The 14,990-nt window shown below is 35.9% G+C and carries 13 protein-coding genes; 9 read left to right on the forward strand and 4 right to left on the reverse strand.

The window, feature by feature from the left end:
* Nucleotides 1–57: 57 nt before the first annotated feature.
* From ACGH4F_RS00365 to asnB, 4 genes are all read left to right on the forward strand, one after another.
* Nucleotides 58–1,668, forward strand: coding sequence for a YdbH domain-containing protein (locus tag ACGH4F_RS00365; RefSeq protein WP_411589560.1), 1,611 nt, complete (start codon nucleotides 58–60; stop codon nucleotides 1,666–1,668).
* Between the two features lie 14 nt (nucleotides 1,669–1,682).
* Nucleotides 1,683–1,868 carry a YnbE family lipoprotein gene (locus tag ACGH4F_RS00370; protein WP_065558684.1) on the forward strand — a complete coding sequence of 62 codons (186 nt, stop codon included), beginning with the start codon at nucleotides 1,683–1,685 and terminating at the stop codon, nucleotides 1,866–1,868.
* A gap of 112 nt (nucleotides 1,869–1,980) precedes the next feature.
* Complete coding sequence (locus tag ACGH4F_RS00375) at nucleotides 1,981–2,325, forward strand: YdbL family protein (RefSeq protein ID WP_411589561.1); 345 nt, start codon at nucleotides 1,981–1,983, stop codon at nucleotides 2,323–2,325.
* Between the two features lie 232 nt (nucleotides 2,326–2,557).
* A complete protein-coding gene (asnB, locus tag ACGH4F_RS00380) occupies nucleotides 2,558–4,231 on the forward strand; it encodes an asparagine synthase B (protein ID WP_220216275.1) in 1,674 nt (557 codons plus the stop codon).
* Between the two features lie 91 nt (nucleotides 4,232–4,322).
* On the opposite strand, the gene satP is transcribed toward asnB, so the two are convergent.
* Nucleotides 4,323–4,901: an acetate uptake transporter gene (gene satP, locus ACGH4F_RS00385; protein WP_065558513.1), complete on the reverse strand. Its 579-nt coding sequence runs from the start codon at nucleotides 4,899–4,901 to the stop codon at nucleotides 4,323–4,325.
* Between the two features lie 233 nt (nucleotides 4,902–5,134).
* Here satP and dnaK point away from each other — a divergent pair, with 233 nt between their 5' ends.
* Nucleotides 5,135–7,054, forward strand: coding sequence for a molecular chaperone DnaK (gene dnaK, locus ACGH4F_RS00390; RefSeq protein WP_065558514.1), 1,920 nt, complete (start codon nucleotides 5,135–5,137; stop codon nucleotides 7,052–7,054).
* Nucleotides 7,055–7,177: 123 nt separating this feature from the next.
* Nucleotides 7,178–8,320 (forward strand): molecular chaperone DnaJ, encoded by a 1,143-nt coding sequence (gene dnaJ, locus ACGH4F_RS00395; RefSeq protein ID WP_411589563.1) that lies wholly within the window; start codon nucleotides 7,178–7,180, stop codon nucleotides 8,318–8,320.
* Nucleotides 8,321–8,839: 519 nt separating this feature from the next.
* On the opposite strand, the gene grcA is transcribed toward dnaJ, so the two are convergent.
* Nucleotides 8,840–9,223: an autonomous glycyl radical cofactor GrcA gene (grcA, locus tag ACGH4F_RS00400; protein WP_220216278.1), complete on the reverse strand. Its 384-nt coding sequence runs from the start codon at nucleotides 9,221–9,223 to the stop codon at nucleotides 8,840–8,842.
* 203 nt (nucleotides 9,224–9,426) lie between these two features.
* Between grcA and ung the strand changes: the two genes are divergently transcribed.
* Entirely contained in the window at nucleotides 9,427–10,104 is a 678-nt protein-coding gene (ung, locus tag ACGH4F_RS00405; RefSeq protein WP_267350237.1) for a uracil-DNA glycosylase, read from the forward strand.
* Nucleotides 10,105–10,234: 130 nt separating this feature from the next.
* On the opposite strand, the gene ACGH4F_RS00410 is transcribed toward ung, so the two are convergent.
* Nucleotides 10,235–10,594 carry a DUF805 domain-containing protein gene (locus ACGH4F_RS00410; RefSeq protein ID WP_267350239.1) on the reverse strand — a complete coding sequence of 120 codons (360 nt, stop codon included), beginning with the start codon at nucleotides 10,592–10,594 and terminating at the stop codon, nucleotides 10,235–10,237.
* Nucleotides 10,595–10,854: 260 nt separating this feature from the next.
* On the opposite strand from ACGH4F_RS00410, the gene upp reads away from it, so the two are divergent.
* Together upp and ACGH4F_RS00420 are read left to right on the forward strand one after the other, a co-directional pair.
* Entirely contained in the window at nucleotides 10,855–11,481 is a 627-nt protein-coding gene (gene upp, locus ACGH4F_RS00415; protein ID WP_065558519.1) for a uracil phosphoribosyltransferase, read from the forward strand.
* An 86-nt stretch (nucleotides 11,482–11,567) separates the two neighbouring features.
* On the forward strand, nucleotides 11,568–12,836 hold the full coding sequence (locus ACGH4F_RS00420) for a uracil-xanthine permease family protein (RefSeq protein ID WP_411589565.1): 1,269 nt from the start codon (nucleotides 11,568–11,570) through the stop codon (nucleotides 12,834–12,836).
* A 615-nt stretch (nucleotides 12,837–13,451) separates the two neighbouring features.
* Here the strand turns inward: ACGH4F_RS00420 and lysS are convergent.
* Nucleotides 13,452–14,966, reverse strand: a complete 1,515-nt coding sequence (gene lysS, locus ACGH4F_RS00425; RefSeq protein WP_267350243.1) for a lysine--tRNA ligase — start codon at nucleotides 14,964–14,966, stop codon at nucleotides 13,452–13,454.
* Nucleotides 14,967–14,990 lie beyond the last annotated feature (24 nt).

Consider the following 14,990-nt stretch of genomic DNA (forward strand, 5'->3'; position numbering starts at 1 on the left):
TTATTGCATTGCCGAGCAACACTCGGCAATAAACCTTGCTAAGTAGAGAGTTTATTTATGGCTCGCTTGAAAAAACGCTATTGGTTTTCATTTATTTTTATGCTGATTATTTCAATGCTAGGTCTGTTTGGATGGCAATATTGGTTGTCTTTTAAGCAAAAAAATCAGTTAACCTTAGATTGGCATGGCTTCAATATTAGTTTGGATGGGCTATCATTTGATACTTTTACCGTTTCTCAGCAATCACAATTATCCTTAACGGCAAAAAATTTGCATGTTTCGTGGTCAAATCTATCAGCAGAAAATGTAGATATCTATTGGCAGTCCGTTAACACTAAAGTAGAGAATATTAGCGATCATGGAGTTGATGGCGAGGCTGATCATCTTGATCGATCTGAATTTGATACCTCATCTTTTTCATCAATGTTGTATTGGTTACCTAAAGCTATTCATATTCATTCGTTGCGATTTTATCAAAACAAAGTGCCTTTGTTTGATATCAAGCTAGATATGAATAAACAGCCACAAGCTATACAGCTTGAGTTATCCACCAATACCCAATACGCTGCAAAGTTATCGACTGTTTTACAATTTAATGAAGCCGATTCCCGTATTGAGATTCAACATGGCATGTTAACGACCTCATTAGCTCAATTTGGCATACAAAATAGCGATTTATCCTTACCGTTTAAAGGATCGATAACTCAAAAACAGCTTACACTAACCAATTTGGATAATGCGTCATTTAGCTTAAAAAAAGCGAATGTTTCGGAAGATTTCATTGTTAATGATCTAAGAGGAAATATCCGCTTTCAAGTTCAGTCATCGCTTCCATTTCAATTGAATCAAACCTCAGCGACAGGTCAATTAACGATTAGTGAGTTTAATGGTCTTTATAAAAATAGTGAGATTAAATCGGCAACAGGTAATATTAATCTTTCGGTTAACAACAATAATTTTACGCTTTCCACATCTGATTTACATATCCAAGAAATCAATCTTGGCATCAATTTTGAAAAAGTTAATGTTGCTGGCGCTTATTCGTCAACTTTAACTGCACCGACAAGAGGCGTCATTACATGGAAAAAATTACAAGCGAGGCTATTTTCTGGTCAGCTGTCGGTTGATAAAGGAAAATTGAATTTAACCAGATTGCCTCAACAAATTAATGTCAGATTAAAACAAATACAGTTAAAAGATGTGTTAGCCAAATATCCGGTTGAAGGGCTTGCCGGTAATGGGGCGATAGATGGCATCTTACCAATTACATTAAGCGAAGTTAAAAACAACAATGAGCTATCATATAAGTTGGTAATTAAAAATGGTCAACTAGTTTCAACTAATCAGGGTGAATTACAGTTTGAAAATTCAGCGCTAAAAGATTATGTAAAAAATAATCCAAATATGAAAATACTCACTGATATTCTTAAAAATTTTCATTATACTAAGCTATCAAGTAAAGTTGATTACGCTAATGATATTGCTAAGTTAGGTCTGACTATTCAAGGAAATAATTTAGATGTGCAAAATGGTAAAGCGGTGAATTTAAATATCACGCTTGAAGAAAATATCGCTAAATTAATGACCAGTTTACTCTTATCAGACCAAATTAGTGAACCGATTCGTAAACGAATTGAAGCACGATTGAAAAAAAATCATGATAAATGAAAGAGGCTATTTTTATGATACGGAATGTGATTGCAGTCATGGTAGTGAGTAGCGTATTAATGGGATGCTCACCGACGGTTAGAGTTCAGGCTCCCAATGAACCAATAAACATAAATCTAAATGTTAAAATAGACCATGAAATCAACATAAAGGTTGATAAAGCGTTAGACAATGTAATTAATAAATCTGGTTTATATTAATTATTTATTGAAGATTCACGATTATATTTTGGTTGGCTTTGTCAAAAGTGAATTAAAAGTGTAAATCACTTTGGCGTTAATGAAATATAAAGTATTTATTAAAGGGGTTATTATGACTATTTATAAAAAGTTAACGATTGCATTATTAACAGCAGCTTTATCTTTACCCGTGTTTGCATTAAATTTAGATCAAGCGATTAACGCATTAAGTCAAGCAAAAGCGAGTGGTTTAGTGGGCGAACAAGAGGATGGTTATTTAGGTGTAGTTAAAAACGAAAGCAATGCAAGTGAAATAGCGCAACTCATTAATCAAGCGCGTAAACAAGAATATCAAAAAGTTTCTGCTGAAAGTAACGTTCCTTTGAACGAAGTTGAAGTGAGAGCAGGAACAAAAGCTCAGGATAAAACACCTGCTGGACAATTTATAAAACAACAAGGTCAATGGAAAAGAAAGTGATGATGTCATAAAGTCGCTAAGTTCTTTTTGCAACGATAGGAAAAGTATCACGACTTGGGACTTTAATTGTTTATAAATAGTGTGTATGCTGTCTACCTTTATTATTTGCGCTTTAAGCTTGGTAAGAATAAAGGGCAAAGTAATTTAAAATAAAAAAATTTTTTCAAATTTTCATATAGTTATTTTTACGTACAAATAGTATCGCGTTTGCGATTTTAAGTGGAGAAAATCAATGTGTTCGATTTTAGGTATTCTTGATATTAAATCAGATCCGGAACAACTACGAACAAAAGCATTAGAACTATCAAGTCTACAGCGTCATCGTGGGCCGGATTGGTCTGGTATTTTTGCTTCTGATAAAGCAATTCTTGCTCATGAACGTTTATCAATTGTAGATGTTAATACAGGATCTCAACCGCTTTATAATAAAGATAAAACTCTCGTTTTAGCGGTGAATGGCGAAATTTATAATCATCAAGAACTCCGAAATCAGTACAAAGATCGCTATGAATTCCAAACAGGTTCTGACTGTGAAGTCATCTTAGCGCTCTATCAAGAAAAAGGAATTGATTGTCTTGATGAACTACAAGGTATGTTTGCCTTTATTCTTTATGATATTAATAAAGGCACTTACTTTATTGGTCGTGATCACATTGGTATTATCCCGATGTATATGGGACACGACGAAAATGGTACATTCTATGTCGCCTCTGAGATGAAAGCGTTAGTACCCGTTTGTAAAACGATTGAAGCTTTTCCTCCTGGATGCTATTTATCGAGCACTGAAGGTGAAATTAAAACCTACTATAAACGTGATTGGATGGATTACGAAAATGTCAAAGATAATAAAACAGACATTAATGCGCTTCGTATAGCATTAGAAGAGTCTGTTAAAAGCCATCTTATGTCAGATGTGCCTTATGGCGTTTTATTATCTGGTGGGCTTGATTCTTCCGTTATTTCGGCAATCACTAAAAAATTCTCAGCGCGTCGTGTTGAAGATCATGAAAAATCTGAAGCTTGGTGGCCACAATTGCATTCATTTGCAGTGGGTTTAAAAGGTGCGCCAGATCTTAAAGCAGCACAAGCGGTTGCCGATCATCTTGGTACAGTTCACCACGAAATTAACTTTACTATTCAAGAAGGTATTGATGCCATTCGTGATGTCATTTATTTTATTGAAACTTATGATGTCACAACTATCCGTGCTTCTACGCCAATGTATTTAATGGCAAGAAAAATTAAAGCAATGGGTATTAAAATGGTGTTATCTGGTGAAGGAGCTGACGAAGTATTTGGTGGTTACCTCTATTTCCATAAAGCGCCAAATGCTAAAGAGTTCCATGAAGAAACAGTGCGAAAATTAGCCGCGTTACACATGTATGATTGTGCACGTGCTAATAAAGCGATGGCGGCATGGGGCGTTGAAGCTCGTGTTCCATTCCTTGATAAGAAATTCTTAGATGTGGCAATGCGCCTTAATCCGAAAGATAAAATGTGTGGTAGTAACGGAAAAATGGAAAAACACATTGTTCGTGAAGCATTTGAATCTTATTTACCTGCGTCTGTGGTTTGGCGTCAAAAAGAGCAATTCTCTGATGGTGTTGGTTATAGTTGGATCGATACTTTAAAAGAGATTGCAGAAAGCAAAATCACGGATCAACAATTGGAAAATGCAAAATTCCGCTTCCCTTATAATACGCCAACGTCGAAAGAAGCTTACATGTACCGAGAAATTTTTGATGAGCTATTCCCGGTTGAAAGTGCAGCACATTGTGTGCCGGGTGGTCCAACTGTTGCTTGTTCTACGGCAAAAGCGATTGAATGGGATGAGTCATTCAAAAATCTTAATGATCCATCAGGTCGTGCGGCAGTAGGTGTACATAATGATGCTTATAAAAAATAAGCGTTAAATGTTGTTATTCATTGATATAAAAAAACGGGGAAATTACCCCGTTTTTTATTGCTCTCATCACTTGTTTTAATAACAGCGACAATTAGTGAGCAGCGCCTTTAGGTGCACCAATTGGTAAAATAGTGCGTCCGTATTGTTCGTTAAGTACTTCAGCCATTGCTAAATAAATCGCACTTGCACCACAAATAATCCCTTCAAAGCCTGCGATATGAATGATGCTGTGATTACCAGAAATATTACCAATTGCTAATAAAGCAAACAGGACAGTTAAACTAGCAAAAACAAATTGTAATACTCGATTACCTTTTAACGTACCGATAAACATGAATGCGGTGAAAATCCCCCATAATGCGAGGAAGATACCAACGAAGGTTGCATCGGTTGGTGCTGTTGCTGGTGAGGTTGGTAAATACCAAATGCCAACAAGCGCAATCCAAAAGAAACCATATGAAGTAAACGCTGTTGTCCCAAAAGTGTTACCTTTGCGAAATTCTAAAATTCCAGCGATCACTTGTGCTAGTCCACCATAAAAAATACCCATAGATACGATTGCTGTCATCACAGGGAAAAATCCCGCATTATGAATATTCAATAAAATGGTTGTCATACCAAATCCCATTAGTCCTAGTGGACCTGGATTTGCAAGTTTAGTTTGTTCCATAAGGATCCTATAAAATGTGTCTTAATAAAAAAAGAGCGGCAATAATAAGTGTAGAAAACTTTATAATCAAGATTTATGCAAAAATAATTTTTCATTCCCCCCCTTGATATTAATAATAATGTTCCCATCTATGTGGAAACACTAACATTTCTTTGACTAAATTAAAGACTTGAAAATCACAATTTCAGTCTTATATATAAGAAATAAAATACAGGTTTTGAGGAGAAAAGATTATGGGTAAAATTATTGGTATCGATTTAGGTACAACAAATTCATGTGTTGCAGTAATGGATAATGGTCAAGCTAAAGTTTTAGAAAATGCTGAAGGTGACCGTACAACACCGTCGATTATTGCTTACACACAAGATGGTGAAATTTTAGTTGGTCAACCAGCAAAACGTCAGGCAGTAACAAATCCACAAAATACATTATTTGCCATTAAACGTTTAATTGGTCGTCGTTATGAAGATGCTGAAGTACAACGTGATGTGGGTATTATGCCATATAAAATTGTTAAAGCTGATAACGGCGATGCATGGGTAGATGTAAAAGGTCAAAAAATTGCGCCACCACAAATTTCTGCTGAAGTACTAAAGAAAATGAAGAAAACTGCAGAAGATTATCTTGGTGAGCCAGTAACAGAAGCGGTTATTACCGTTCCAGCTTATTTTAATGATGCTCAACGTCAAGCAACTAAAGATGCGGGTCGTATTGCTGGTCTAGATGTTAAACGTATTATTAACGAACCAACAGCTGCTGCACTTGCTTATGGTTTAGATAAAGATGTCGGTAACCGCACAATTGCAGTCTATGACCTTGGTGGTGGTACATTTGATATTTCAATTATCGAAATTGATGATGTCGATGGCGAAAAAACATTCGAAGTATTAGCAACTAATGGTGATACTCACTTAGGTGGTGAAGATTTTGACTCTCGGTTAATTAACTATTTAGTTGATGAGTTTAAACGTGAACAAGGTTTCGATCTTAAAAATGATCCACTTGCAATGCAACGTTTAAAAGAAGCTGCAGAGAAAGCAAAAATCGAATTGTCATCAGCGCAACAAACGGATATCAACTTACCTTATATCACAGCTGATGCATCAGGCCCTAAACATTTAAATATCAAAGTGACACGCGCTAAACTTGAATCTTTAGTCGAAGATTTAGTTAAACGCTCTATGGAACCAGTGAAAACAGCATTAAAAGATGCAGGTCTTACTGTTTCTGATATTAAAGATGTGATTTTAGTTGGTGGTCAAACCCGTATGCCAATGGTTCAAAAAGCGGTTGCAGACTTCTTTGGTAAAGAACCACGTAAAGACGTTAACCCTGACGAAGCAGTAGCAGTAGGTGCTGCGGTACAAGGTGGTGTATTAGGTGGTGATGTTAAAGATGTATTATTACTTGACGTTACACCATTGTCTTTAGGTATCGAAACGATGGGTGGTGTAATGACTACCTTGATTGAGAAAAACACAACTATTCCAACTAAACATAGTCAAGTGTTCTCAACGGCTGAAGACAACCAATCTGCGGTAACGATTCATGTATTACAAGGTGAGCGTAAACGTGCTGGTGATAATAAATCACTAGGTCAATTTAACCTTGATGGTATTCAAGCTGCGCCACGTGGTATGCCACAAATTGAAGTGACCTTTGATATTGATGCCGATGGTATCTTACATGTATCAGCAAAAGATAAAAATACTGGTCGTGAACAAAACATTACCATTAAAGCTTCTTCAGGTTTAAGTGAAGAAGAAATCCAAAAAATGGTCAATGATGCGGAAGCGAATGCTGAAGCTGATCGTAAGTTTGAAGAGTTAGCACAAGTACGTAACCAAGCAGATCACCTTGTTCACTCAACTCGTAAACAAGTGACTGATGCAGGCGATCAATTATCTGCTGATGATAAAAAAGCGATTGAAGATGCGGTAACTGCGTTAGAAAATGCTGCTCGTGGTGAAGATAAAGCTGAAATTGAAGCTAAAATCAATGCGTTAATGGAAGCATCAAAAAAATTACTTGAATTAGCTCAACAACAAGCTCAAGCAGATCAATCTGCAGGTCAAGCAAATAATGGTAGCGCTTCGGCACAAGATGATGTTGTTGATGCTGACTTCAAAGAAGTTGATGATGATAAAAAATAATCGTTAACTAAAATGTTTTTTAATGAGTTATTTCAACGAGTTTTAGACATGTAACACATTAAACGGGCGCGAGGTAACTCAAGCCCGTTTAGTTGTTTATGCAATAAAAAATAAAGGTTAATTATGGCGAAGAAAGATTATTATGAAACATTAGGCGTGAGTAAAAGTGCCAGTGAAGCTGAGATAAAAAAAGCCTATAAACGCCTAGCCATGAAATATCATCCTGACAAAAATCAGGATAATAAAGCTGAAGCAGAAGCGAAATTCAAAGAAGTTAAAGAAGCTTATGAAGTATTAACCGATTCGCAAAAGAAAGCGGCTTATGATCAATATGGTCATGCAGCCTTTGAACAAGGGCATGGCGCAGGCGGTGGTGGTTTTGGTGGCTTTGGTGGCTTCGGTGGTTTTGGCGGAGGTTCTGCATTTGATGATATCTTTAGTGATTTCTTTGGTGGGGGTCGAGGACGTAGTCAAACTTCCTCACGCGGTGCGGATCTGCAATATAATATCTCGTTAACACTGGAAGAAGCTGCTGCAGGCGTCAGCAAAGAGATAAAAGTACCGACTTGGGTAACTTGTGATGTTTGTCATGGACAAGGAACTGAAAAAGCCTCAGATGTAATGACTTGTGAAACCTGTCATGGTGCAGGTGTTGTACAAATGCGACAAGGTTTCTTTGCTGTGCAGCAAGAGTGTCCAACCTGTCATGGTCGGGGTAAAGTAGTAAAAAATCCATGTAAAAAATGTCATGGTGAAGGACGAGTTCAGAAAACTAAAACGCTTTCTGTAACGATTCCTGCCGGAGTTGATACCGGTAGTCGTATTCGACTTTCTGGAGAAGGTGAAGCAGGTTTAAATGGCGCACCAGCTGGTGATTTATATGTTCAAATGCAAATTAAACCACATGCCATTTTTGAACGTGATGGTACTAACTTACATTGTGAAATTCCAATTAACATTGCTTTAGCATCGCTAGGTGGAGAAGTAGAAGTACCAACACTTAATGGTAAAGTAAGCTTAACTATCCCTGCTGAAACACAAACAGGTAAAGTGTTCCGCTTACGAGGTAAAGGCGTTAAATCGTTACGTGGAAGTTCAATTGGTGATCTTTATTGCCATGTGGTTGTTGAAACACCAGTTAATTTAACCAGTAAACAGAAGGAATTACTTAAAGAGTTAGGTGAAAGTTTTAAAGCCGATAAAAGCTCTAAGCACAGTCCAAAAGAGAAAAGCTTTTTTGATAAAGTGAAGAAGTTTTTTGGTTAAAAAGACGGATTTAGCTATAAACGAGATTAGTTTTGCTAATCTCGTTTTTTTATGCTTTTATCTTTGATTTTATTAGATGCTATTACCATAATGTTTAAACATACTCTTTATTATCTACTTTTCACTGTTTTAAGCGATATATCTTCTCAAATTTAGTAGTACAGCTGTATAAATGCTATTAATAGGTATCTTCAAGAAGGAAATAAATCTATTGAGATATCGATTGATTTGATTAATCAGAAGATGCAATTAATGCAACTTTAGAAACTAATAAAAACAGAATTCATTGCCAGAATATAGTTAACAGTTGTTAGAAGTAGGTTGTGGCTTGGTAAAGATGAGGTATTAGCCATTTATCTTGCTCAGTATATCGCAAGACAAAATAAGATGCTTTCTATATATTTAATGTGATTTCGTTCCAGTTTGATCACACGATTGAGGCTGGGTTGATTGAGCTGATGAATAACAGATAAAAATAAACCCAGTAAGTACTGGGTTTTATAATGTGTTATCAAAAAATTACATTTTAGTTGTGAATGTACGAGCGATAACGTCGCGTTGTTGTTCTGCTGTTAATGAGTTAAAACGTACAGCATAACCAGAAACACGAATAGTTAATTGTGGATATTTTTCTGGATGTTGTACAGCATCTTCAAGTGTTTCACGACGAAGTACGTTAACATTTAAGTGTTGTCCACCTTCAACTTTGATAGTTGGTGCAATATCTAAAGGAATTTCACGATATTCAAACTGACCAAGTTCAGCTGTTGGAATAACTTGATCTTCTTTATATACTGATTTAGCTGCGACACAACGCGCTTCATTAGTTGAGTCATCTAATAACCAAAAAGAATTAAGAAGTGCTGAGTTGTCAGCTTTAGTAATTTGGATACCTGTAATCATTTTAAAACCTCCTATGAGCGTTATTGCCCCTAAAATATTAGGGTTAATATAACACTTATATAATTTGATTAAAGTCAAAAAAAGCTATTAATACGATAAGCTGTACCTTTTATTTAACTTTTAGAGCACTATAGGTTATGATGAGTAAAAATGAGAATTTCTCAGCAAGATATATTCAGTAATTTTTACGGCGTGGACAAACTATGACAACACAATTAACATGGCATGATGTTATTGGTACTGAAAAAGACAAACCTTATTTTCAAAAAATCATGCAATTTGTTACCGCTGAGCGTAATAGCGGTAAAATCATTTATCCTCCTCAACACGATGTATTTAATGCATTTCGTTTTACTGCTTTTAATGACATCAAAGTTGTCATTTTAGGCCAAGATCCTTATCATGGACCGAATCAAGCACATGGACTTTCCTTTTCCGTGTTACCGGGAGTTAAACCTCCTCCTTCATTATTAAATATTTATAAAGAGTTATCTACCGATATTCCTAGTTTTCAGATCCCTTCTCATGGTTATTTAGCATCTTGGGCGACTCAAGGGGTACTTTTGCTTAATACAGTATTAACGGTGGAAGCTGGTCAAGCTCATTCACATGCCAAAATAGGTTGGGAGACTTTTACCGATAATGTTATAGCGGCTATAGACAAACATCTTGAGGGAGTGGTGTTTTTATTATGGGGATCACCTGCGCAAAAAAAAGGGCAATTTATTAATCGGCAAAAGCATCATGTATTAACTTCTGTGCATCCTTCACCTTTATCAGCCCATCGTGGATTTTTAGGTTGTAAACATTTTTCCAAAGCTAATGATCTTATTGTGCAACAAGGTAAAGCAGCTATTGACTGGCAACCTAAATTACCTTGAAATTAGACATAATTATATAAATTATTGGGTTTTTTGAAAGCGATTTAGAAGTGAAGTTAAACTAAAAATAGTCAATACGATAATGTGTTGTTAATATTCTCATCAGGTTAGCTGATGAGAATAAAAAAACTTACTGAATCCCTTTAGGATTTTCGCCATATTGGTTGCTACCAGGTGTTGAATCTGTAGCTAAAAAGACGATTAAAATAATACCACCAACAAGAGGAATAAGAGCGATCAACATGAGCCAGCCTGATTTATTTGTATCGTGTAAACGACGAGCAGTTACAGCAAGATTAGGTAATAAGCTCCCAAATGCAACAATAAGATATAAGATAGCGCTTAAAGTTTCAGAAATAAAACCTATCACACTAAGATTCACAGCTTGTATAATTAATAAGAATAAAATAAACATCCAGTACTCTTGACGACGAGCACGGCCATTAAAATTAACATAATTTTTTGTAAAACAATTAATAAACCAATTCATCCTATTTCTTTCCTATAAAATTTAATAATTAACAATTAAAAACCACCTTATTAAGGCGGCTGGTTATTCTAATCAAAAAAATTACATAAAACAAATTTTTCATCAATTTTATACTTTTTACATATTATTATCTTTTTTAGTTTTATAAAACTTAGCAATTTAATTTGAGTTTTCTCTCGCTTCTATCTATGTTAAAATCACCCCTCAGTGGTTATTTAAAGTGACCAAAATCTTTCAGCAAAATAACACTGAGGCCCTCCATGAAAATAGTTGAAGTTAAACACCCTCTTGTACGTCATAAAATCGGTTTAATGCGCGAACATGATATTAGTACTAAAGACTTTCGTGCGCTTGCCAGCGAAGTTGGTAGTTTATTAACTTATGAAGCCACGGCTGACTTACCTACTGAAAAAGTGACCATTGAAGGTTGGTGTGGACCCGTTCAAATTGAGCAAATCAAAGGAAAAAAAATAACTGTAGTACCAATCCTTCGTGCCGGTTTAGGTATGATGGATGGTGTGCTTGAGCATGTGCCTAGTGCTCGTATTAGCGTCGTTGGGTTTTATCGTAATGAAGAGACCCTTGAGCCAGTGCCTTATTTCCAAAAATTAACGTCGGACATTGCGGAACGAATGGCTTTGGTTGTTGACCCTATGCTAGCAACGGGTGGTTCAATGGTGGCGACGATTGATTTATTAAAACAAGCAGGATGTAAAAACATTAAAGTATTAGTTTTAGTGGCTGCACCTGAAGGTATCAAAACATTAGAAAAAGCCCATCCAGATGTTGAACTCTATACTGCATCCATTGATGAACGGTTAAATGAACAAGGTTACATTTTACCAGGACTTGGCGATGCTGGAGATAAAATATTCGGCACTAAATAAAATTTCATTTTTTAAACCGGCTTAGCCGGTTTTTTTATGCTTAAAAAATGAGTTTAAAAGATTAAGTTGAAGTGGAGATGATCAACATGTCAAATAAAATAAATGATAAACAAAAATCTAAAACATCACAGGAGAAACCTGCTTGGCAAGATATTTTTACTGGTGCACAAATGCTCTTTGTTGCTTTTGGTGCGTTAGTATTAGTGCCACTATTAACGGGTTTAAATCCTAATGTCGCATTGTTTACAGCGGGTATAGGCACATTATTGTTTCAACTCACCACGAAAGGCAAAGTACCGGTATTTTTAGCTTCCTCATTTGCCTTTATTGCACCGATCTCTTTTGGTGTAGCTCAATGGGGGATTCCTGCAACTTTGGGGGGATTGGTTGCAGCAGGATTTGTGTTTATGTTTTTTGCTTTATTAGTCAAACTAAATGGCAAACATGTTATCGATCGTATTTTACCGCCAGTGGTAACTGGCCCTATTATAATGGTCATTGGTTTATCTCTTGCGCCTGTCGCAGTGGGTATGGCAATGGGTAAAGATAGTGGTCTTCAGGTTAAGGATTATCAATTAATTATGATTTCAATGTCCTCATTATTGACTACGCTGATTGTGGCAATTTGGGCAAAAGGGTTTTTCAAACTTGTTCCAATTATTGCAGGTATTGTCGTTGGTTATGTGATGTCTTGGATAATGGGTATTGTCAACTTTCAACCGGTTATTGATGCACCATGGTTTAAGATACCGGATTTCACTTTTCCTGAATTTCATTGGCAAGCTATTTTATATATGATACCTATTGTTATTGCACCAACGATTGAGCACGTTGGCGATATCATGGCGATTAGTTCTGTTACTGGCAAAGATTATACTCGTGAACCGGGATTACAACGCACACTTTTGGGGGATGGATTAGCAACTTCAACCGCAGGCTTTTTTGGTGGCCCGCCTTGTATCACCTATGCAGAAGTGATTGGGGCCGTCACCTTAACACGAAACTTCAAAACTCGTGTAATGACATGGGCAGCAATTTGGGCGATTTTAATGTCATTTATTGGTAAAATCGGCGCATTTTTGAGTACTATCCCAACTGTTGTCATGGGCGGAATTATGGTGCTTTTATTTGGTTCGATTGCATCCGTTGGCATTAATATATTAATCAAACATAAAGTTGATCTTTCTGTTTCGCGCAATATGTGTATTGTTTCATTAGTGTTGGTGTTTGGTATTGGTGGGATGATTTTTGATTTTGGTTCTTACGCATTGCAAGGGATAAGTTTATGTGGCATTTTGGCTATTTTATTAAATTTAATCTTACCTTATCCGAGCAAAACAGTAAAAACTGATTAAAATGAATAGATATCACGGTTAACGAATTAATCGTTAACGGTGATAAATTAAACTAAAGAAAGGGTGTGGTATTTTCATAAAATATATCATTCATTTATCAATAAAAAGTGAGTAGACACTCACTTTTTTAGTCTCTGGTTAATGACATGTTATTCGTCGTTTTTCTTAGTGGATAAGAAACTTATCCTATTTTTACATTGAATAAAGTTTAATTTTTAGTCCTGATTTTATCACGATGAATGACTATGTTGAGTCCCATTTCTGTGGTTGGTAAGCGATAACTTATTTAAGTTTATAGATTTTAAGAAAATATCATTATTTTCTGTATTTTATTTATACTGATTCAATTTAAAAAAATGTTGAATTGTTGAAATACGCTTGATTAAGATGAACTCACATTTTTAGTTGCATGAAAAACATTATTCAGTTTGTATAGAAAAGTCAGTAATGGCTTACTTAATTATTAACAAATTGATAAACATAAAATATTTTACGAATTTTTGGTATGGTGGAAAGCTAAACTAGAATTATTTTTAGTTGTATAAAAGATATTTGCATTACAATAAAAAACTCACTTATTTGTTGAGATAAGTGAGTTTTCAATAGTAGAGTATCTTATTTTATTGGACGCATGGTTGGGAATAAAATGACATCACGAATAGTATGACTATTCGTAAATAACATCACCGTTCGGTCAATACCAATGCCTAATCCAGCTGTCGGCGGTAAGCCATGTTCTAAAGCCGTAATATAATCTTCATCATAGAACATTGCTTCATCATCACCGGCATCTTTTTGTGACACTTGATCAGCAAAACGTTGAGCTTGGTCTTCCGCATCGTTAAGTTCTGAGAAGCCATTGCCAATTTCACGCCCACCAATAAAGAACTCAAATCGGTCTGTGACAAATGGATTTTCATCATTTCGACGAGCCAGTGGTGATACTTCAGCAGGATATTCGGTAATAAATGTCGGTTGAATCAGATTGGCTTCAGCAACCTCTTCAAAAATTTCAGTCACAACTCGACCAAGTCCCCAACCTTTTTCAATTTTGATACCTACTGCGCTAGCAATGGCACATGCTTTATCAAAATCATCCAAATCAGCATTATTGGTTTCTGGACGATAATGGCATATAGCTTCACGCATAGTCATTTTAATAAAAGGTTTACCAAAATCGAAGGTATGTTCACCATATTGAACAACGGTATTACCCGTTACAGCGATTGCCAGACGGCGGAATAATGCTTCAGTTAGCACAATCAAATCTTTATAATCAGCATACGCCATATACATTTCCATCATGGTAAATTCTGGATTATGTCTTGGCGATACCCCTTCATTACGGAAGTTACGATTAATTTCAAAGACACGCTCAAAACCACCGACAACCAGACGTTTTAAGTAAAGTTCTGGTGCGATACGTAAGTACATATCTAAATCAAGGGCATTATGATGCGTAATAAAAGGTTTCGCTGACGCCCCACCAGGAATAACTTGCATCATCGGTGTTTCAACTTCCATAAAGTGATTTTCAAGCATGAAATTGCGAATTTCAGTTACCACTTTTGAACGAGCGATAAATGTATTTCTCGATTCTTCATTTGTGATGAGATCCAAGTAGCGTTGACGATAACGCATTTCTTGATCTGCAAGCCCATGGAATTTATCCGGTAATGGACGAAGTGCTTTAGTTAATAAGCGAATTTCTTCACAGTGAATAGAAAGTTCGCCAGTTTTAGTTTTAAATAAATAACCTTTAGCACCGACAATATCCCCTAAATCCCATTTTTTAAATTGCTCGTTGTAGTAATTTTCGGGAAGATCATCACGCGTTACATAAAGTTGAATTTGCCCAGCAACGTCTTGTAAAGAGACAAAAGAAGCTTTACCCATTATACGGCGCATCATCATTCGACCGGCAACAGTGACAGTAATTTTATTCTCAATTAATTCTTCGTTGGTTTTATCGTCATACAATTTATGAAGATCACTTGAAATAGCATCACGACGAAAGTCATTTGGGAAAGCAATGCCTTGCTCGCGAATATTTGCTAGTTTTTCACGACGTATAGTTAGCTCGTTATTTAACTCTTCAATATGGTTTTGTTGCTCTTGCTGTGTTGACATAATTTTACCTTTTATTTATCACCA

The sequence above is a fragment of the Gilliamella sp. CG35 genome (assembly GCF_046635745.1).
GTDB lineage: Bacteria > Pseudomonadota > Gammaproteobacteria > Enterobacterales > Orbaceae > Gilliamella > Gilliamella apicola_I.

Coding starts and splice junctions, on each gene's coding strand:
- dnaK (WP_065558514.1), top strand. CDS start 5,135: ATGGGTAAAATTATTGGTATCGATTTAGGTACAACAAATTCATGTGTT.
- ACGH4F_RS00410 (WP_267350239.1), bottom strand. CDS start 10,594: ATGAATTGGTTTATTAATTGTTTTACAAAAAATTATGTTAATTTTAAT.
- grcA (WP_220216278.1), bottom strand. CDS start 9,223: ATGATTACAGGTATCCAAATTACTAAAGCTGACAACTCAGCACTTCTT.
- upp (WP_065558519.1), top strand. CDS start 10,855: ATGAAAATAGTTGAAGTTAAACACCCTCTTGTACGTCATAAAATCGGT.
- dnaJ (WP_411589563.1), top strand. CDS start 7,178: ATGGCGAAGAAAGATTATTATGAAACATTAGGCGTGAGTAAAAGTGCC.
- ACGH4F_RS00365 (WP_411589560.1), top strand. CDS start 58: ATGGCTCGCTTGAAAAAACGCTATTGGTTTTCATTTATTTTTATGCTG.
- lysS (WP_267350243.1), bottom strand. CDS start 14,966: ATGTCAACACAGCAAGAGCAACAAAACCATATTGAAGAGTTAAATAAC.
- ACGH4F_RS00420 (WP_411589565.1), top strand. CDS start 11,568: ATGTCAAATAAAATAAATGATAAACAAAAATCTAAAACATCACAGGAG.
- ung (WP_267350237.1), top strand. CDS start 9,427: ATGACAACACAATTAACATGGCATGATGTTATTGGTACTGAAAAAGAC.
- asnB (WP_220216275.1), top strand. CDS start 2,558: ATGTGTTCGATTTTAGGTATTCTTGATATTAAATCAGATCCGGAACAA.
- ACGH4F_RS00370 (WP_065558684.1), top strand. CDS start 1,683: ATGATACGGAATGTGATTGCAGTCATGGTAGTGAGTAGCGTATTAATG.
- satP (WP_065558513.1), bottom strand. CDS start 4,901: ATGGAACAAACTAAACTTGCAAATCCAGGTCCACTAGGACTAATGGGA.
- ACGH4F_RS00375 (WP_411589561.1), top strand. CDS start 1,981: ATGACTATTTATAAAAAGTTAACGATTGCATTATTAACAGCAGCTTTA.